Origin of the sequence: Sorangium sp. So ce836 (assembly GCF_028553905.1) — a bacterium.
GTDB classification, from domain to species: Bacteria; Myxococcota_A; Polyangia; order Polyangiales; family Polyangiaceae; genus Sorangium; species Sorangium cellulosum_D.
In genome coordinates, this window is sequence record NZ_CP102233.1 from 3,732,434 (window position 1) to 3,751,602 (window position 19,169).

A 19,169-nucleotide genomic window follows, 5' to 3' on the forward strand; every position below is an offset into this window, starting at 1 on the left:
CCCTCGACCTCGTTGTCGGCGCGGTACAGATCGAAGTCGGCCGGCAGGTCCGGGAAGTGTCGCCCATGGCGGCCCGGAACGACCCGCCCGTGGCTCGAATTCCCGCAGAAGATCGAGATCCGATCAATGCCGAGGCGGAAGCGGGGGAGGACCACTCCAGGTACGGCCACGTCCGGCCGCTGACGACCACGGCGTTGCCCACGAAGGCCGGCACCCAGATCGGCGGCGGCTCGTCGTGCGCGGGGGCCGTCGCGAAGGCCGGGGCGTCGAGCCCGTATTTCTCGGGGTAGTAGAGCGAGCCGTCGTCCTTGAACGTGCGATCCCGGATCACGAGCGGGATCTCGTCATCAACGCTTGATGAGGAGAGGCCGCATCATCTCGTGGTCCTCGTGCTCGAGGATGTGGCAATGCCACACGAACCGCCCGGGGCTGCCGAACTTCACCTTGATGCGCGTGATCTGACCGGCCAGCGCGCCGACCGTGTCCTTGAAGCCCTCCTCCCCGGGAAACGGGGGCTCGGGCGGCGCGGACTGGTCGAGCACCTGGCGGTTGACGACCTGGAACCGCGCGTTGTGGAGGTGGATCGGGTGGTCTTCCCCGGTGAAGTTGTAGAGCTCCCAGAGCTCGATCTCGTCCACATCGGGCTTCTCCGTGATGGGGTCATCCCAGTGGAGCGGCACCGGCCTGCCCGCGGCGTCGACGATGCCGAGGAGGTTCCGGATCGTGCCCACGCCCTCCAGCACCTCCTGGTTCATGGACACGCGGCGTATCGCCTCCTCGTCTCCGAGCGGATCGAAGGCCGGCAGCGCGAGCCGCTCGGGAGGCGTGCTCGTGTCCCTGCTCGTCGCCTCCTTCACCCGGAACTGCATGACCTGGCCCGTGGTGTTCGGGTCGGCCACGGCGGACATGCCCGGCATGCCGCCGTGCGTCTCCGGTCCGACGTTGAGGAGGAGGATCTCGGTGCCGACCGGGACGCGGCTGAAATCGACGATGAAGTCCCAGCGCTCGGCCGGTCCAATGAGGAGCTCGTTGGTCTGCACGGGCCTGGGGAGGAAGCCTTCGTCGGAGCCGATCACCCAGAACGGGAGCTCGTTGCTCATCCTCAGGATCAAGAGCCTCGTGTTGCTGCCGTTCAGGACGCGGAACCGGTAGCGGCGCCGCTCGACCTCGAGGAAAGGCCACGTCCGGCCGTTGACCACCATCGCGTTCCCGAGGAACTCGGGGACCCAGTACGGCGGCACGGGGCCGTTCGGTTTGTACAGGTCCTCGGCGAGCTCAGGCGGAAGCCCGCGACTCTTCGGGTAGAAGAGCGAGCCGTCGGCGTTGAACGAGCGGTCCTGGATCACGAGCGGGATCTCGAACACCTCGGCGCCCGGACGATCGCCCGGCCTCGGCGCGGGTCCGGGCAGCACCCCCTTCGGCAGATCGTCGGGACCGCCGCGGAGCAGGTAGAAGCCGGCGAGCCCGGCGTACACGTTGAGCCGGGTGATGCCGAGCGTGTGATCGTGGTACCAGAGCGTCGTCGGCCGCTGGCGGTTCAAGTACTCGAAGACGGCCGTCCCTGGCTCCCACAGGCGCCCGAGCCGTGATGTCCTCCGGAAGATGTCGTAGAAGGTCCCGGTCCTCGCGAAGCCGCGCGGGATGTTCTCCGCCTTCGGCAGAAACCACGCTTCCGGGTAGCCGTCGCTCTCCTGCTCGACCGGGGTCGTCCCGTGGAGGTGGGTGACGATCGGCACCGGGCCCCGGTAAGGATCCGGCGGGCAAGGGCCGCTGAACCTGGGGGCCATGTCGCGGCCGTCCACCCCGCCGGGCGGGTTGGCCCAGTGGAGGGTCGGGTCGACGGTGAACAGGTGCGGGAGGAAGCGGCCAGTCCGCGGGTGGGTGAGGTCGTTGATCCACGTCACGCGCACCGGCTTCCGCCACCTGGCCTCGATGGTCCACCCTGGATACGAGAACGTCTCCGGATGCCGGGCGGAGCCGTACGCCCACACCGTCGTGAGGGGGAAATCCGGCGGCAAGACGCGCTGCCTGATCTGCCGGACGGCGATCTCGTAATGGTCGACGGGAGCGTCGTGGCCGATGCGCCCCTGCGCCTCGGGCATGACGGGCGGAATGAGCAGCGGCAGCCTGTACTTGGGGATATCGCGGCCGCGCAGCGTCGGTGCCGACTCCGGGACGAAGGCGCATTCGCCGACGCTCGCGAGCGCGACGCCCTCGCGGCGGAACAGAAGGAGCCCGCCCGTGGCGGTCAGACCGTACTTCAAGAGCAGTCGTCGATTCAGTGAAGACATCGGATCTCCTTGCGCCGCAATCGGCGACGCGAGCGTGCGACCATCATGACGGCCGCGCCGATCCGAGCCATCCAGGAAGCTCCGGATTTAGGGTTCCTGCGCGCTCACGAGCAGGTCCCGAATCACCATCTATGCGCTGCGATCGAGCGCTGTTCGTGCAGATCGAGTCCGTCTCGGCCGACGCGCGGTGGGCCAGGGAGCGCGGACGGCGCGGCTCGCGTCGTGGGTGGGGGGAGCCGGCGAGCGATGCCGCGGCGGCGTAGCCGCTCGGCAGGCCGCGCGCTGGCAGGCTCAGCGCCTCGGGGTGTCGGCGGGCATGGGCTGCGTCCGGTCGCGCACGGTGAGCCGCCCGGACGAGGTGCGCCGAGGTGCTCCAATGGGCGCGGCGGGCGCCTGTCTATCGTGCCAGCCCCGCACGGTGTAGATTGACCGTCGTCTGGAGATCCGGACGTTCCTCCAGAAGACAATTGGAAAGGGTCCATGTCATGCATAGAGGTATTCCTCGTGGCCCGCTTGCCCTGTGCCTCGCGCTCGCGTCGGGGTTGTCGGCGCTCTCGTCGCTGACCGGCTGCGGTGGCAAGGTGTCCATGCCTGGCGATGACGCGGCCGGCGCGGCGGGCGGCTTCCCGGAGACCGGCCCTGGAACGGGCCGCCCCTCGGATCCTCTGCAGCATTGGGCCAAATCCTTCGGCTCACCGTCGTCGGACGACGAAGACGAGATTGCTGGCACCGAGGATCTGACCGATCTCGCGGTGAACCGAGCGGGCAACATCGTGCTGGGAGGGAATTTCGCCGGGACCTTCGACCTCGGGGCGGGTCCGATCACCAACGTTCCAAGCGTGTACTCCGGCTTCGTCGCGACGCTCGACCACGACGGCAACGGCCTCTGGAGCCGGGGGTTCGGCAGCCTCATCGGAGCCACGTCGATCAGGGAGGTGGCGACCAACGCCGCGGGCGATGTCTTCGTCGTGGCGACCTTCACCGGCAGCGTCGACTTCGGTGTCGGGCTGCACACCGCGAGCGACCGGTCCCACGACTGGGCGGTCATCAAGCTCGACCAGCGCGGGCACCCGGTCTGGAGCAGGGCTTTCGGCCTCGGGTTCGACGGGGCGGCTCACCTCGCGGTGGATGACGCGGGCAACGTCATCCTGGGCGGCACCCTCTCTGGCACCGTCGATCTGGGCACCGGCCCGGTCGCTCCGCCCGGGAATTTTCCGAGCCCGTACGTGTTGAAGCTCGACCCGACCGGCAAGACGATCTGGGCCCATACGCTCACGGCGGGCATCTTCGGCGAGGTGTTCAGCGTCGCCGCCTCTCCCCGCGGGGACATCGCGGTCGCCGGTTGGTTCTCCGGCTCGTACGATTTCGGCTGCGGGCCGCTCGCAGGCACGACGGCCAGCTCCGACGCAGGCTCGTTCGTCGCGAGCCTCGACGAAAACGGCGGCTGCCGGTGGAACGTGATGACGGAGCTCACGCAGGGCGAGGTCGGTAGCGATATCGGCATTGACGATCGCGGCAACGTCATCGTCACGGGGGTGTTCTTCGGGACGACCCTGTACGGCGCCGCGACGGCCGGCGTGGCGCCATTCGTCGCCAAGTTCGACCAAGCCGGGGCGCTCCGCTGGAGCAACCTGCCCGTCTCGGGGCTGGCCGCCGATCCGCCGCCCACGCTGGCCGTGGACGTTGCCGGAAACGTGTCCGTTGCGATCCGGTACGGCGAGCACATCGACTTCGGGGATGGACCGATCCTTGGCCCCACGAGCGGCTACACCTATGCGATCGTGCAGTACGACGAAGCGGGCTCGTTGCGCTCCTCTTCACGTGTGAGCGACGGGCGAGGAGATGTAGGACGCGAGCTGAGGATCGGCGCGTCCCGGCTCGGCGAGCTGATCGTCGCCGGAAATTACTCTGGAACCCTCGACATCTCGGGCAGCACCCTGGTCGGGGACCGCAACCGATCGGACATCTTCGTGGCCGAGTTCGCGCCCTGACCGGGCGATCGCGCCCTGATGCGTGTGCGCCCCCCGAGCCCGCCCATGGAGCTCTCGCCCGGCCCGCCTCGCACCGATTTCAACGCCACCGACAAGGGGATCGACCTCTACACCGATGCGGACTGCGAGGACTTCAGCCGCTCGATGGCTTCACCTTGCACGCCGCGACGCGCGCCGGTGCGCACCGAGTCGCGGCGAGGGAGGCGCTGCTGCGTTGCTACTGCGAAGCGGGTCCTGGCCCCCCTCATCCTCGGCAACGCAGGAAGCATTTCGTCGGCCCCTCGTCCTCGGCTTCGCGAATGGCGACGTACCGCGGCTGAGGCGACGGGGGAGAGGAGCAGGCCGTTTTCCTAGAGGTCGATGACGACCTTGCCCTTCACGTGCCGGCCGGCCTGGAGCTCGACCGCGGCGCGGATCTGCTCGACCGGGAAGCTCGCGGCGATGGGGACCCGGAGTCGGCCGGTCGCCATCAGGCGAGCGAGCTTTTCCAGGGCGCCGGGGGCGGCGCTGGCGCCGTTGGCTGGTGTGATCCCGTCGACCTGGGCGGCGATGGTCGTGATGCGCGTGTCAGGGACGCCGAGCGCCCTCGCGGCGTGCGCTGTCTCCGTTCCATAAAGGTCGATCGCAGCGGTGATACCGCGGGAAGCGAGGGCACGGACCCGGTCCGCCAGGCCGTCGCCGTAGGCGACCGGCTCGGCTCCGAGAGCGCGCAGGAAATCGGCCGATGTCGCCGATCCCGTCCCGATCACGCGCGCCCCTGCGATCCGGGCCATCTGGACGACGAATACCCCGACTCCGCCCGCCGCGCCGCCGATCAGCACGGTGTCGTCCGGCCCAAGCTCGACCACGGCCAGGGCGGCGGATGCCGTGCGTCCGGCGATCGTGAGGGTGGCGGCGGTGCGGTCGTCGACGCCGTCGGGGGTGTGATGGGCCTCGTTCGCCGCGATGCCCCCGGTCGCGTCGACCACCACGAAGTCGGCGATCGCGCGGGACAGGGCGCCGCCGAACACCCGGTCGCCAGGTGCGAAGCCGATCACCCCGTCACCGACCTGGTCGACGACTCCCGCGTAGTCGGTCCCGAACCCGGCCGGCAGGCTCAAGCCGAACCGGACGGCGGTGTCCGCATCAGCGGTCATGAACCAGTCCATCGGGTTCAGCCCGGCCGCGGTGACCCGAACACGGACCTGTCCCGGTCCGGTCTGCGGAGCTGAAACCTCACGGATCTCCAGGACTTCGGGGCCGCCGAAGGAATCGAGCCGGACCGCCCGGCTCCTGCTCGTCGATGGCTGATCGCTCAGTTTTTGCATGCTCTCCTGTCCCCCTGGAACGACGGAACGCACTGAAACGGACTATGCTCCGTTTCCATGGATGACCGCAACACAAAAAACGGAGCGCGCTCCGTTTTGACGGAGGCGGAGAGCCGCGCACCACGGGCGGACGCAACCCGTAACCGCGATCAGTTGCTCGCGGTGGCGACCCGCGTGTTCGCGTCGGGTGACACCGAGCCGTCGATGCGTGCGATCGCCCGCGAGGCCGGGGTCGGCATCGCCACGCTCTACCGGCACTTCCCCACCAGAGAGTCGCTGGTCGATGCGGTCTACCGGAGCCAGGTCGTGCGGCTGACGACCGGCGCCCGCGAGCTGCTCGACCAACTGCCGCCGGCCGTGGCGATGCGGCGCTGGATGGACCTGTTCGGCGACTGGATCGCGACAAAGAACGGCATGCTCGACACGCTGCTGGCGATGATCGAGACCGGCGAGATCGCCCACGACCAGACCCGGATCGAGCTGCTCGCGGCCATCACCACGATCCTCGACGCCGGCCGCGCGGTGGATGACCTCCGCCGAGACGTCACCGCCGAAGACATCGCCGCGAGCCTCGTCGGCATCTTCACGGTGGCCCCCAAGCCCCAGCGAGAAGCTCTTGCCAGTCGCCTGTTGGACCTCCTCATGGATGGACTGCGGCCTCCAGTCCGCCGGTAACGGCAACGCTGCTGCCTGCTAGGAGAACAAGAGGTCCAATGGGGTTCCGCGCGAACTCGCATCCGGCCGGTCTCTCTGGCGGGCTTCCCGACGGGCTGAGCTACGGATAGCTGACCGTGATCTCGGCGAGGAACGTCCTGCCGTTCTGCCGGCTCGTGGACGAGAGGTAGGTCTCCGCGGCCGGGTAGTCGTACCGCGTGTCCATCGCGTTGTAGAGGCCGAGCACGTAGCGCGTGTGAAAGCGCTGGAGCTCGCCGGACAACGTGAGATCCGCGACGACGGCGCCCCGGGTCTCGCCGCCCGCGCTGCGGGAGATCCGCCGGGGCGCGTCCAGGTTGATCCGCAGCGCGGCGGCGGCGAGCCGCTCCACCACCGGGACGACGCCGCGGAACGACGCGAGGTGCTCCGGGGCGTTGATGAGCCGCCCTCCGCCCCCTTGCTGGGCGCGCTGGTAGCCGTACATCGCCGAGAGCATCCAGCCCTGCCGCCACTCGCGGCGGAGCTCGACGTCGCCCCCCACGACGAACGCGTCGCGCTCGCTGTTCGCGTAGCGCAGCAGCCCGCCGTGGTCCTCGAGGGAGATCCGGTCCGACAGCAGGCTCGCGTGGACGGCGCCGAGCGCGATCCAGGCGTCGCCGATGCGCTGCGCGTACTCGACCTCGGCGGAATGGAGGGACTCCGGCTCGAGCGTGAGGCCTGCCGTGGGGTCGACGGCGGGCACCTGCGTCTCGCCGTCCTCGTAGTACTGCTCGGAGACGCTCGGCGCGCGGAAGGCGCTCCCGCCCATGATCTTCAGCACGCCTCCGGGCGCGGGCCGGAAGATGACCGCGGCGCGCGGCACGAAGATGGGCCCGAACGTGCTGTAGACGTCCAGGCGCGCGCCCGCCGAGAAGCGCACCCAGGGTGCGGGCGAGCCGTCGACGATGAGGTAGCCGGCGCCGAAGCCGAACGGCTCGCGCTTCGTGCGGACGCGCCCGTCCGCGAAGACGCCGCGCAGCGTCGCCTCGGGGTGCCCCTGCACCTCGCCGCCCCCGGTGACCCGGAGCCCGGCGAGCGGCGTCCACGCCGCCCGGAGCTCGGCGCCCAGCCAGGTGCCGTGCTGCTGCTCGAAGATCGTCGCCTCGTCGAACCGGTAGACCCCGCGCCAGACGAAGCGGTTCACGTGGCCGCGCGCCATGAACTGCAGGTCGGGCGCGGGCCGCGGCTCGTAGCGCACCTCGGCCATCATGTGCGTGTCGTCGTAGCTCGTCCCCAGGTCGTTGAGCCGCGTGCCCACGTAGCCGGTCGGAATGCGCTGCTCGCGCGTGTGGTACATCCACTGCGCCGTGAACGGCCCGTACCAGGCGCGCCCGGAAGCGCCGCCGGCCCGGAAGCTCTCGGCGCGCTCGGCGATCGGCACGGGCGGGCCGCCCCGGGGGTCCCGCAGGGCGACCGGCACGTCGAGCCCGTCGGAGCGGGCGCCGGTGACGCTGGCCCGCACGCCCGCGTCCGGCCCAGCATTGTAGTGGAACCCGGCGCGCGCGTGGCCCACGCCGTCGTAGTAGGTGCCGGCCGCCGCGTGCGCGCCCGTGGGCTCGTCGCGGCCGCGCAGCACGAGGTTGACGATGCCGGAGAGGGCGCCCGTGCCGTAGAGCAGCGAGCCCGGGCCGCGGACGACCTCGATGTGGTCCACGTCGTGGAGGTCGTCGCGCGCGTCCGAGCCCACGAACGAGGCGTTGAGGACGTTGTCGTTCGTCGAGTGCCCGTCCGAGAGGACGAGGAGCCGGTTGCCGTAGTCGAGCGGCTCGCCGAGCCCGCGGATCCCGGCCGAGTAGACCACGTGGTCGTTCGAGAGGTAGACGCCGCGCGTGCCGCGCAGCGCCTCGGCGATGGTCGGGTACCCGAAGGCGCGCAGCTCCTGCTGCTCGATGACGCTGATGGAGGCGGGCGCGTCCTCCACCCGCTCGAGGACGCGCGAGGCCGACGACACCTCGCGGATCGGCTCCAGCGCGAGATCGCGCAGCGCCGCCTGCTGGCCGGCCGCGACCTCGATCGTCCGCTCGACCGGCGCGAAGCCGCGCAGGCTGACGCGCACCCGGCGCCGGCCCACGGGGACGCCCTGGATCACGGACGGCGTGAAGCCCATCGGCCGGCCGTCGATCTCGACCAGGGCGTCGGGCTCGCTGGCGCGCACGAGGATCGAGCCCGTGAGCGGGCTGAGCGTCGCCGTGATCGGCACGGTCTCGTGCGCGGCGACGGTCAGCGGCTGCGGCGCCGCCTGGTAGCCGGCGCGCGAGAAATAGAGCACGTGGCGGCCCGGCGGCAGGTCGAGATCGCAGGGCGCGGCGCAGGCGGGCGGCGCGCCCTCGTTGTCGACGTGGACCGTGGCCTCGCTCGCGCCGCGCACGTCCACCCGGACCGTGCCCACGATGCGGCGGAGCACGATGAGCACCTCCTTGGTCTGGCCGAGCTTCACCGCGGTGTCCTCGACCGCCACGGGCTCGTAGCCCGCGAGCTCGACGAGGATCCGGTAGCGGCCCTCGGCCAGGGCGAGCCGGCGCGGCGCCGTGCCGCGGGCGCCGAGGTCCCTCCGATCGACGTAGATCGTGGCCCCCGGCGGCGACGTGACGATCTGCAGCGCGGCGACGCGCGGCGCGATCCGCTCGAGCGCGGCCCGCGCCTCGGCGACGATCTCCGGGTCGGTCTCGCCCTCGAGCGCGTCGTCGTAGTACCGGTGCGCGTCGGCGAAGCGGCCCAGCTCCTCGTAGGTGAGCGCGATGTTGAAGACGACGTTGCGGTTCGGCACGAGCCGGTTGGACGCGAGGAAATGCTCGAGGGCCGCGCGGAACTGCCCCTTCTTGTAGCTGTCGCGGCCGAGCTCGAAGTGGAGGTCGGCCTCGTCGGCCTGGCCCTCGCCGTCGGCGCGGGCGGCGGGGGCGTGGAGCAGCGCGCCCGCGAGGAGGGGCAGCGCCGCGAGGCAAGACCAGCGAGCGCGCCGCCGAGAGCGCGCGCGCGTGCTCGAGGGCGCGCTCGGCATGACGCTAGCGGTGCTCGCGCAGGCGCACCGCCCTCGTCGCCGGCGCCTCGCCGCCGGCCGCGGGCTCGCCGCCGGCCGTGGGCGCCGCTGGCGGCGCGAGCACGGCGCGCGGGCGCGCGGGCCGCGCCGAGCTCGACGGCGCGAGCGCGGCGCCGGCCGCAGCGAACCCGCTCGCCGCGGCGGCCACGGCCGCCGCAGGGGGCGCGAGGATCGCGGACGGCGGGAGGGGCGAGGCCTCGGGCGCCTCGTCCGCCGCGGGCATCGCCGCCGGCGCGTCCCGCCCCGGCGCGTCCCGCGAGGCCGCCTCGCCGGCGGGCGGCGCGCCCGCGACCTGCGTTGCCCCGCGCCCCAGCCACGCGAGCGCCGCCGCGCCCCCGAGCAGCACGGCGAGCGCCGCCGCGGGCAAGGCCGCGCTGCGCCGGCCGCGGCGCCCGCGGGCGTCCCCCGCGGGATCGCGCTCGTGCCGCTCGGACGGCGCCGCCGCCGGAGCCAGGGGCTCGCCGAGGTGCGGCGCCATCGCGGTCGACGCGGCGCCGGGGGGCGGCACGGACGCCGCGGGCGACGGGCCCGCCGCGGGCGGCACGGACGCCGCGATCGTCTCCGCGGGCGACGGGCCCGCCATGGGCGGCACGGACGCCGCGATCGCCGCGGGCGGCGGGTCGGCCGCGGACGGCTGCGTGGGCGGCGCCGACCCCTGCGCCCGCTCGGCCGCGACGCACCACGTCCCCGGCGCAACGCTGCGCGACCCGGTCAGGGTCGGGGCGTCCTCGTCGACCACCCTCGGGCGGTCCGGCGCCGGCGGCGCATCCACGGTCTCGTTCCCCATGGCCCTGCGCAGGATGCGCGCCGCCGTCAGGCGCGCGCGCTCCGACGCCAGCGGCTCGAGCAGCGACACCAGCTCGGCGACCGTCTGCGGGCGGTGCGCCGGGTTCTTCTCGAGGCACATCAGGAGGATGTACTCGAGCTCGACCGGGATCTCGGGCCGATGCGCGCGCGGCGGCACGGGCGGGTCCGTGACGATGCTCACGAACAGCGCCGAGACGGCATCGTTCTCGAACGGCAGCCGCCCGGTCAGGAGCTGGTAGAGCGTCATGCCGAGCGCCCAGATGTCGCTGCGGGCGTCCACGGTCCGGGTGTTGCGGATGTGCTCCGGCGACATGTAGCGGGGAGAGCCGAGCACCACGGACGAGGTGGTCAGCTTGGCGTTCAGGCCGAGCGCGCCCGCCTCCGACGCCTTCGAGATGCCGAAATCGAGCACCTTGATCAGGGTCGAGCCGTCCGCGCGGCTCGCCAGGAACAGGTTGCCCGGCTTGAGGTCGCGGTGGACGATCCCGAGCGCGTGCGCCTCGGCGAGGGCGTCGCACGCCTCGATCACGTAGCTCACCGCCTGCTCGACCGGCAGCGGGCCCCGCGTCTCCACGAGCGCCTCCAGATCGATGCCACTCAGGTGCTCCATCACGAAGTAGGGCAGCTCCTCGTCGGTCTGCCCCACGTCGATGACGCGCGCGATGTGCTCGCTGGCGATGGCCGCCGCGGCCTGCGCCTCGCGGAAGAAGCGCTCGAGCGCGCCCGGCGTGGTGCGCCCCTCGGGGAGCAGGAACTTCAGCGCGACGCGGTGGCGGAGCGAGACGTGGTGCGCCGAGACGACGAGCCCCATGCCGCCGCGGCCGAGCACCCGCTCCACGCGGTACTTGCCGCCGATGATGTCCCCGACCCGGGGAATCCTGCGCGACGGAGCCGGTTCCACCGCTTCCCAGCCTGCTTGGGCCATCGGCCGATGAGTATACACCAGCACCCCCGGGCCCCGGCAGAATCCTCGCCCTCGACGCCACCCGCGCCGGCCGCGCCGGCGCCGTGTGCGATACGCCCGCTCCCAGCCCCACCTGCGGTGTCCGACGCGCTCGGGGGGGCCGGCGACGATCCGGATCTCGGCATGTCCGCGCGGCCGGGAGCGCCGGGCCTGGCTTCGCCTGGAGGACGGGCGCCGCGCGTTGCTATGCTGTCGGCCGCTCACCCCACGAGTCACCCCACGAGGTCTCATCGTGTATGAATTCACCGTGACTGGCCCGCTCGTCGGCGGGGCCCTCATCGGCCTCAGCGCGTCGCTTCTCCTCTTGTTCAACGGGAGGGTCGCCGGCATCAGCGGCATCTTCGGAGGGCTCCTCTTCCGCGAGCGGGGCGACACCGCCTGGCGCGCGGCGTTCGTCGTGGGCCTGCTCCTCGGCGGCCTCGCGCTCGCCGCCGCGCATCCCGCCGCCTTTCCGCCGGCGGGCGACGGCCGCTCGCTCGGCCTCCTGGTCGCCGCGGGGCTGCTCGTCGGCCTCGGCGCGCGGCTCGGCAACGGGTGCACGAGCGGCCATGGCGTCTGCGGCCTCAGCCGCCTGTCGCTCCGCTCGCTCGTCGCCACCATGACGTTCATGGCGACCGCGGCCGTCACCGTTTACGTCAGCCTTCATGGGCTCGGAGCGGCGCGGTGAAGCAGAACGCGCTCGCGCTGCTCGCTGGCGCGCTGTTCGCCGTGGGGCTCGGCGTCTCCGGCATGACGCAGCCGTCCAGGGTCGTCGGCTTCCTCGACGTCGCCGGCGGCTGGGACCCGAGCCTCGCGTTCGTGATGGCGGGCGCGATCTCGGTGCACCTCCTCGCCTATCGCGCCCTTCGCCGGCAGCAGCGCGCCGCCTCGGAGGGCGCCCCGCGCTTTCCCCTCTTCGCCGATCGCCTGTCCCTGCCGACCCGCACCGGGGTCGACGCGCGCCTGCTCGGCGGCGCCGCGCTCTTCGGCGTCGGCTGGGGGCTCGCCGGCTATTGCCCCGGGCCGGCGCTCGTCTCGCTCGCGAGCGGCTCCGGCGCCGTCCTCGCGTTCGTCCTGGCCATGGCGGCCGGGATGGCGATCGCGCATGTCGCCGCCGCACCGAGGAGCGCGCCGGCGGACGCGGGGACGGCGGGGACGACGGGCCGGACGACGCGCGACCCGTGACCCCGCTCCAGGCAATGTGTCTTGCGGCGAACGCTCCCGCGATGTAATGCTCCTCTCCCAATGCTCGTCGATGCTGGCCGCGGTCCGCCGCGGGCTGGTGGACGAGCGCCATCGGCCTTTGCCAACGCTGGGAGAGCGAGCCATGAAGCTTTCACTCGGCCCCTTTCTGGGGGCGACGGTTTCCCTTTGTCTGTTATCCGCCTGCGCCGAGCAGGTCGGCCCGACCGAGCTCGAGTCCACCGAGGCCGCCGCCGAGACCGACACCGAGGCGGCCCTCGAGGCGGCGATCGACGAGCAGCCCTTCGAGGTCTGGGCCATCGACCAGTCCGACACGAACGGGCTGACGTACGGCGGCACGCTCTACATTTACGATGGCCAGGCGCTCTCGACCGGTCGCGGGGTCACGCCGGCCGTCGCGGAGGTCATCGACCTCGGGGGCGACACCGCGTCGCTGTGCTTCGACCAGACCGGCGCCAATCCGGTCCGGCCGCACATGATCTTCTTCAACGCCGCGCGCACCCACGCGGTGCTGTCCTTCGTGGCGAGCGGCCACGTCGTGATCTTCGACGCCGCGACCCGCGCGCCGGTCGCGTGCCTCCGCGCGTCGGCGGGCGCGGACGGGGCGCGGCAGGCGCACGCCGCGGTGCCGGCGCCGGACGACTCGTACATCCTGGTGGCCAACCAGAACGGCAAGCTGCTCGAGCGCATCTCGACCGATTACGCCGCGGGCACCTTCGCGTGGGACCCCGCCGCGAAGCTCAACCTGGCCACGTGCGTCGCGCCGAGCGGCGATCCCTGCCAGTTCCCGGGCATCCGGCCCGACAACGCGCCCATTTGCCCCATCATCGACGGAGCGGGCGCCCACGGCTTCATCACGCTGCGCGGAGGGGGCCTGTTCGTCGTCGACCCCGCGGCGACGCCGATCCAGATCGTGGGCGAGTACGACGTCGGCGCCGTGCACGGGAACGGGTGCGGCGGCGTCGAGGCCGGCGGCGCGATGTTCATCAACTCCGGCGGGGGGACGGCGGCGAACCTCGATCAGTTCGACGTGTACCGATTCCCGCTCTCCGGTTATGCGCCGACGAACCCGGTCAACACCCCGCCGCCCCAGGTGGTGTTCACCGACGGCTCCCCGGACCGCGACGCCCATGGCATGCTGCTGACGAAGCGCGGCCGCACCATTTGGGTGCTGGACCGGATCCAGGGCGTGGCCGAGGTCTTCAACGTCAACACCAACGCGCACGTGGCCACGGTCGACCTGAAGGGCCCGCTGTCGAGCGATCCTGCGCCGGACCTCATGGACCTCTCGCCCTCGGGCAACCGCATCTTCGTGACCCTGCGCGGCCCGACGCCGCTGAGCGGCGATCCGCACGCGTCGGTGGGCAGCACGCCCGGGGTCGGCGTCGTCCAGGTCACCCGCGGCGGGAAGCGCGGCAAGCTCAAGCGCATCACGCCGATCACCAACATCGACGCTGGCGGCGTGCAGCGGGCCGACCCGCACGCGATCCGGGTGCGCCTGCTCTGAGCGCGCTGCAGCCGGCGCCGACGCCGGCGACCGCGGCGAAGATCTTGTCGCAGGCCGTCGCTTGCGGCAGGCGCCGCCTTCCTGACCTCTCAGCTGACAGAAGATTCTCTAGGCGATCTGGTCAGCTTGGAGAAACGACGCTATATCGACATGACGCAGTTGCTGAAATCTTGGAACCTGGATGGCTCTTCGCGCTCTGCGGTGAGTCTACCAAAGCGGCTCTTCAAGAGGTTTCATGAACAAGCTTTCGCTTCATCCACGCTGCAACGCGGCCACTGTGCCATGTCCTGCGCGCTCTCGGTCGGTCCTCTCTTGGCGCACCTTTTCTGATGATTCCTCACCCCTCGCCCGGCTCTGCGCCGCGACAGCGCTGCTCATCGCCTGTTCCGCGGGCGAGCCGACCGACGCGTCCGATGCTGCCGCTGGCGGCGGCGGAACCTCGGGTGGCGGTGGCCAGATCTCCGGCGGAACCTCTGGCGGCGGCGACGCTTCCGGTGGCGGCGGCACCTCCGGTGGCGGCGGCGGCACCTCGGGCGGCGGCGGCGACGCTTCCGGCGGCGGCGGCACCTCGGGCGGCGGCGGCGACGCTTCCGGCGGCGGCGGCACCTCCGGTGGCGGCGGCGACGCTTCCGGCGGCGGCGGCACCTCCGGTGACGGCGGCGACGCTTCCGGCGGCGGCGGCACCTCCGGTGGCGGCGGCGACGCTTCCGGCGGCGGCGGCACCTCCGGTGACGGCGGCGACGCTTCCGGCGGCGGCGGCACCTCCGGTGGCGGCGGCGGCACCTCCAGCTCCAGCGGCGGCGGCGATGCTTCCGGCGGCGGCGGGGCGCCGCACGATCCCTGCCCTGAGCTGAGCGCGGGCGCGGTTCTCCCCGAGCTGGACATCAACCTTCCTGCCACTACGCCGCGCGCCGGGATGGAGCTCACCCCGGCGCTGGCCTCGGACGGGATCAACTTCCTGCTCGTCTGGGCCGACGAGCCTTGGGACAGATACGGAACCGACCTTCTCGCCGCGCGCATCGCGCCTGATGGCACGGTCCTGGACCCCGAGCCGTTGGTCATCGCCGCCGGGCCCAGCGACGAGGGCGTACCGACCGTCACGTTCAATGGGACCCATTACGTCGTCGCCTGGGCCGATGACACCCGAGGTTGGGGAGCGCCGTCCCCGGCGAGCGACATCCGCGCCGCCCGGATCAGCCCCGACGGCGTGGTGCTCGATCCCGGCGGCTTCGTCATCAGCAGCGCCGACCAGCCCGACTCCTGGCCCACTGCAGTCTCGCTCGGAGCAACGACCGTGGTGGCCTGGACTGCGGATGGCGATGACGTCCGGTTCGCCCGCATCTCGCCTTCCGGCGACGTCCTCGATCCAGGCGGCGTCTCGGTCGGCTCGACCTCGCTCGGCTCGCTCCCTTGGCCCTCGGATGGCCGCGTGGCTCTCGCGACCGATGGCACGAGCGCGCTCCTCGCCTGGGAGAATGACGGCGTGCTCCTCGCCACGCGCATCAGCGCCGAGGGCGCGGTGCTCGATCCCGGCGGCGCCCCGGTCGCGATCGGCGGCGAATGGCAGCCGGTCGCGACCTTCGACGGCGAGCAGTACTGGATCGTGTGGAAAGGCGAGGGCGTGCGCGCGACGCGCGTGACGATCGGCGGCGAAGTGCTCGATCCCGGGGGGCTCTTGGTCCACGCGGGCGAGAGCGGGAGCGACACCAACGTTGCGGCCGCCGCCAACGGCGATGATCTCGTCGTCGTCTGGGCGACGCCCAGCGAGGATGATGCCTCCAGCACGGTCGACCTCCGCGCAGCCCGGGTGAGCCGCACCACCGGCGCGGTGCTCGATCCCGGGGGCGTGGTCCTGGCTTCCGACTCGCCCATGTACACCGACCCAGCCATCGCGGCAGGTCCCGACGGCGCCTTCGTGGCCTGGACGCAGGCGTCCTGGTGGCTCGACGGGTCGTCGACCTGGGACATCTTCGGCGTGGCGCTGCACGGGGCTCCGCACGACGCGTCCGGCCCGGTGCCCGTCGCCATCTCCCCGGCGAACCAGTTCACGCCGGCCGTGACCTTCGACGGGCAGAACTACGTCGTCGTCTGGTCGGACCAGCGCAACAAGGATCGCAGCATCTACGCGGCCCGCGTCAGCCCGTCGGGGGATCTGCTCGATCCTGCGGGCATCTTCGTGGCCAACGCGGTGGGCTGGACCGACGCTGTGCCGCGCCCGGTCTTCGATGGTCGAAACACCGTGATCATCTGGACGATATGGGACTGCTGCGGTTCCAGCCAGGCCTATGCGGTCAGGCTGAGCCCCGGGGGCGTGGTCCTGGATAACGCCCCGATCCCGCTGCCAGAGTCGGAATCGGAAGGCAGGCCCGTGCACGACAACATGAGCGTCGCCTCGGACGGGCACGGCGTCATGATCGCGACGATGAACGAGCTAGGCGAGGTCGAGCTCGTCCGTCTGGATCAGGCAGGCGTGCCCGAGCTGCTGCCGGCAAGCCCTCCGGAGATCGGCGGACGCTCCATTTCCCTCGGCTTCGACGGCGTGAATTACCTGCTCACGTGGACCGCGTACGACAGCTGGAACGAGCACGGGCCTGTCGGTACGCTCTACGGAGCTCGGGTGCGCCCGTCAGGGGAATGGCTGGATCCCACGGGCTTCCGCATCTCGCATCAGGACGCTATGTCGACGGCGCCGGCCGTTCCGGCCATCACGCGGCACGGCACCGGCAGCCTGCTCGTCTGGGAGGAAGAGAACACCGATAAGATCGGCCTCTACGCGACCGAGATCAGCTCCGACGGGACCGTGCTTCAGCCCGGCGGCGCCTTGCTCGCCCTGATCAACCGGACGCCCAGGACCTGGAGCGAGACAAACCCGGCCATCGCCTCGGACGGCGCGCGCTCCGTGGCGGTGTGGGCGAACGCCGGCGCGGACGGGCTCGATGTGCTCGGCGCCGAGATCCTGGGCAGCGAGGAGGCGCCGGCGTTGTTCACCGTCTCCGCGGATCCGGACACGGAAGGGTGGCCACGCATCAGCACCTGCGGTCCGGGGAACGCGTTCGTGACCTACACGCGACGCGGGCCCACGGGCATCCTCGATGTGCGCGGGCGGCTGCTCGGCGGGCGCTGAGCTCCTGCGCCGCGCGCCCTGCGCCGGGCCGGCCTTCACGCGAAGGCGCCGTGGAGCGCCGGTGCCGCGGCGCCTCCTCCGCGGCGAGAAGCGACGCCCTCACCGCGCCTGCCACGGGTCGACCAGCGCCGCGGCGCGCGGCCGTCCGCGCCGGCCGAGGAGCCCCCCAGCGAGGCGCGGCCCCGCCTCAGACCCGCTCGCCGTAGAGGATCGAGACCGCCGCCATCTCCAGCATCAGCTCCTTGAGGATGAGCTGGTCGGTGGACTTCTCGGCCTCCACCTCGAAGGCGAGGTCGCGCAGCTCGTGATGGGCGAGGGCGAGGCCCAGCTGCTCGGCGATGGCGAAGGCGCCCATGGCGTCGAGGTTGAGCATGAGGAGGTGGTGGAGGTCCTTCCAGTTGCCCTTGGCGCCCCCCGCGACGCCCTCGATGGCGTCGAGCGCCTTGCGTGCCACGTCCATCGCGACGCCCGCGAGGCCGCGCGTCCCGTCCGCCACCTCGCGGCCGATGGTGCGGGGAAGGCGGTGGGCCACCTCCTCGTGCCGCCGCGCGCGGTCGAGGATCTCCGAGAGGAACTGGCGGATGTTGGGCTCCTCGACCTTGGGGACGGCGATCTCCAGGGCATTGCGGAAGGCCGCCTGCGCCGTGATGACATGGGCGAGCCAGCTGGCCGCACGATCGAGGTGCGCGTCCCAGGTCTCATGGTCGAGATTCAGGAGGTAGGGGCCTTCGATCGCCGCGGGCTCGGCGCCCTCGGGATCGGCCGCTTCGATTGCATCCACCATGTTTCCCTCCCTCACCGCTTCGTCACGCGCCAGATCACGCCCGTATGGGCGTAGGCGACCACGTAGCTGCGCGTTGCCGTGTTGTTGCCAAAGTCGAGCACATAGAGGCTCTTGCCGTCCGGGCTGAACGCGCAATCCACGGGCCGCTCGATTCCACCGCTGCCTGGGGTGCCGGACGCGGGACCGGGAGCCCGGTTTCGCAGGAAGGGCTCGCCGGTGCCGGCCGCGATGTCGCAGCGGACGACCTGGAAGCCCCGGCCCAGCGCGGCCTCGCGGTTCGTGTTGAGCGGCGCATAGGTGCCGAACTGGCAGACGAAGGCATGGCCGCGGAAGCCGAACGCATCCGAGCGGCTGAAGGCGAGCTTCCCGAGCGCCGTGTGCGGCGGGAAGAGGAAGACGGCGGGGCCGGCCCAAGGCGGCGCGTCCTCGAGGAAGGGCTCGGCCGCTTTCCCCCGGTTCGGCCGATGGAGCTCGTGCCAGGCGGGGAGGCCGTCGCCGCAGAGGTCCGGATAGCCGAACCACTCGGGCTCTTTGACCTCTCCGGGCGGGACCCGAGCGTTCCTGATCCGCCAGATGCGGTCCGGGTCCTCGCCGATGGCGCGCTCGCCCTTCTCCTCGAAGTCGTTGTCGGTGGCGTAGAGGTGGCCGTCTTCCCCGAAGGCGAGCCCAAAGGGGTTGCGGATACCCCAGGCGAGGAGCTCGAGCTCGCTCCCGTCGGGCCTGGAGCGCCAGACGGCCGAATTGCACTTGAGCTGGCCCTTGACGACCTGGCCCCTCGTCACGGGCGTGCCGAAGGGTTGGAAGGGGCCGGTCTCGGCATAGTAGGGGAAGGGCAGGCGTGGGTCGCGCGCCCATACGGTATTGCCGGTGAGCGTGACGTCCTGGCCCGGCACGTCGTGCGCGTGGGGGTGTTTGGCGAGGTCCACGGTGAAGCCCTCGGGCACGACGACGCCCTGCAGGCCCACGGAGCCCTGGCCAAAATACATCCTCCCGTCGTGCGGCCCGAAGACCGGCCCCCCGGGCTCGTGCCAGCCGCCCGAGGGGATCCCGTCCACGAGGACGACACGCTCCCTGGTCCGCAGGTCGTGGCGCGTGACCCGCATGTTGTAGCCGCCCTTGAGCGAGACGTAGAGATAGCCGTCGCGGGCCGCCATGCCGCGGGGGCCGCCCAGGTCCTCCACCGCGAAGACCTCCGGGGCGCGTCCCGGGGCCATGCGCCAGATGCGCGGTGTCATGTAAGGCCGGGTTGGCCAGGTGCTGCCGCCTTCGGCGAAGAAGAGCGTGCCGTCGGCGTCGAAGCAGAGGGCGCAGGGGAAGGAGAGACCCGCCACGACGGGCTCCACCTCATAGCCCTCCGGGGCCCAGACATCCGCCGCATCCACGCGGCGGCGCGCGGGCGTGGGCAGGTCCTTCAGCGCCTCCGTCGAGACGCGCGTCATCTGCGGCTGCATGGAGTCCCCCCGTCGCGTCCGGCCCCCTCCT

The 19,169-nt window shown here is 71.9% G+C and carries 13 protein-coding genes; 7 read left to right on the forward strand and 6 right to left on the reverse strand.

The genetic code is table 11. The features are described 5' to 3' along the window. The first annotated feature begins 89 nt into the window (after nucleotides 1–89). On the forward strand, nucleotides 90–290 hold the full coding sequence (locus NQZ70_RS13830) for a hypothetical protein (RefSeq protein WP_129574627.1): 201 nt from the start codon (nucleotides 90–92) through the stop codon (nucleotides 288–290). A gap of 57 nt (nucleotides 291–347) precedes the next feature. Here the strand turns inward: NQZ70_RS13830 and NQZ70_RS13835 are convergent, their stop codons facing one another. After that, nucleotides 348–2,291 carry a multicopper oxidase family protein gene (locus tag NQZ70_RS13835; RefSeq protein WP_237245291.1) on the reverse strand — a complete coding sequence of 648 codons (1,944 nt, stop codon included), beginning with the start codon at nucleotides 2,289–2,291 and terminating at the stop codon, nucleotides 348–350. A 425-nt stretch (nucleotides 2,292–2,716) separates the two neighbouring features. Between NQZ70_RS13835 and NQZ70_RS13840 the strand changes: the two genes are divergently transcribed. Further along, nucleotides 2,717–4,282, forward strand: coding sequence for a hypothetical protein (locus NQZ70_RS13840; protein ID WP_129574628.1), 1,566 nt, complete (start codon nucleotides 2,717–2,719; stop codon nucleotides 4,280–4,282). Between the two features lie 350 nt (nucleotides 4,283–4,632). On the opposite strand, the gene NQZ70_RS13845 is transcribed toward NQZ70_RS13840, so the two are convergent. Beyond that, the gene (locus NQZ70_RS13845) at nucleotides 4,633–5,589 is read right to left on the reverse strand and encodes an NADP-dependent oxidoreductase (RefSeq protein WP_129574629.1); all 957 of its coding nucleotides are present in this window, start codon (nucleotides 5,587–5,589) and stop codon (nucleotides 4,633–4,635) included. A 96-nt stretch (nucleotides 5,590–5,685) separates the two neighbouring features. Between NQZ70_RS13845 and NQZ70_RS13850 the strand changes: the two genes are divergently transcribed. After that, complete coding sequence (locus tag NQZ70_RS13850; RefSeq protein ID WP_129581339.1) at nucleotides 5,686–6,264, forward strand: TetR/AcrR family transcriptional regulator; 579 nt, start codon at nucleotides 5,686–5,688, stop codon at nucleotides 6,262–6,264. Between the two features lie 100 nt (nucleotides 6,265–6,364). Here the strand turns inward: NQZ70_RS13850 and NQZ70_RS13855 are convergent, their stop codons facing one another. Further along, nucleotides 6,365–9,280 (reverse strand): TonB-dependent receptor domain-containing protein, encoded by a 2,916-nt coding sequence (locus tag NQZ70_RS13855; RefSeq protein WP_129574630.1) that lies wholly within the window; start codon nucleotides 9,278–9,280, stop codon nucleotides 6,365–6,367. Between the two features lie 4 nt (nucleotides 9,281–9,284). After that, nucleotides 9,285–11,027 carry a serine/threonine-protein kinase gene (locus tag NQZ70_RS13860; protein ID WP_129581340.1) on the reverse strand — a complete coding sequence of 581 codons (1,743 nt, stop codon included), beginning with the start codon at nucleotides 11,025–11,027 and terminating at the stop codon, nucleotides 9,285–9,287. Between the two features lie 295 nt (nucleotides 11,028–11,322). On the opposite strand from NQZ70_RS13860, the gene NQZ70_RS13865 reads away from it, so the two are divergent. From NQZ70_RS13865 to NQZ70_RS13880, 4 genes are all read left to right on the forward strand, one after another. Then, nucleotides 11,323–11,757 (forward strand): YeeE/YedE family protein, encoded by a 435-nt coding sequence (locus tag NQZ70_RS13865; RefSeq protein ID WP_129574631.1) that lies wholly within the window; start codon nucleotides 11,323–11,325, stop codon nucleotides 11,755–11,757. After that, a complete protein-coding gene (locus NQZ70_RS13870) occupies nucleotides 11,754–12,254 on the forward strand; it encodes a DUF6691 family protein (protein ID WP_129574632.1) in 501 nt (166 codons plus the stop codon). Before NQZ70_RS13865 ends, NQZ70_RS13870 begins: the two co-directional genes overlap by 4 nt. Before the next feature lie 142 nt (nucleotides 12,255–12,396). After that, nucleotides 12,397–13,779, forward strand: a complete 1,383-nt coding sequence (locus NQZ70_RS13875) for a hypothetical protein (protein ID WP_129574633.1) — start codon at nucleotides 12,397–12,399, stop codon at nucleotides 13,777–13,779. Between the two features lie 235 nt (nucleotides 13,780–14,014). Next, complete coding sequence (locus NQZ70_RS13880) at nucleotides 14,015–16,903, forward strand: hypothetical protein (RefSeq protein WP_207217837.1); 2,889 nt, start codon at nucleotides 14,015–14,017, stop codon at nucleotides 16,901–16,903. A 187-nt stretch (nucleotides 16,904–17,090) separates the two neighbouring features. Here NQZ70_RS13880 and NQZ70_RS13885 read toward each other — a convergent pair whose 3' ends face one another. Together NQZ70_RS13885 and NQZ70_RS13890 are read right to left on the reverse strand one after the other, a co-directional pair. Beyond that, nucleotides 17,091–17,687: a hypothetical protein gene (locus NQZ70_RS13885; RefSeq protein WP_129574634.1), complete on the reverse strand. Its 597-nt coding sequence runs from the start codon at nucleotides 17,685–17,687 to the stop codon at nucleotides 17,091–17,093. 11 nt (nucleotides 17,688–17,698) lie between these two features. Then, nucleotides 17,699–19,126 (reverse strand): sorbosone dehydrogenase family protein, encoded by a 1,428-nt coding sequence (locus NQZ70_RS13890; RefSeq protein ID WP_129581341.1) that lies wholly within the window; start codon nucleotides 19,124–19,126, stop codon nucleotides 17,699–17,701. Nucleotides 19,127–19,169: the final 43 nt, after the last annotated feature.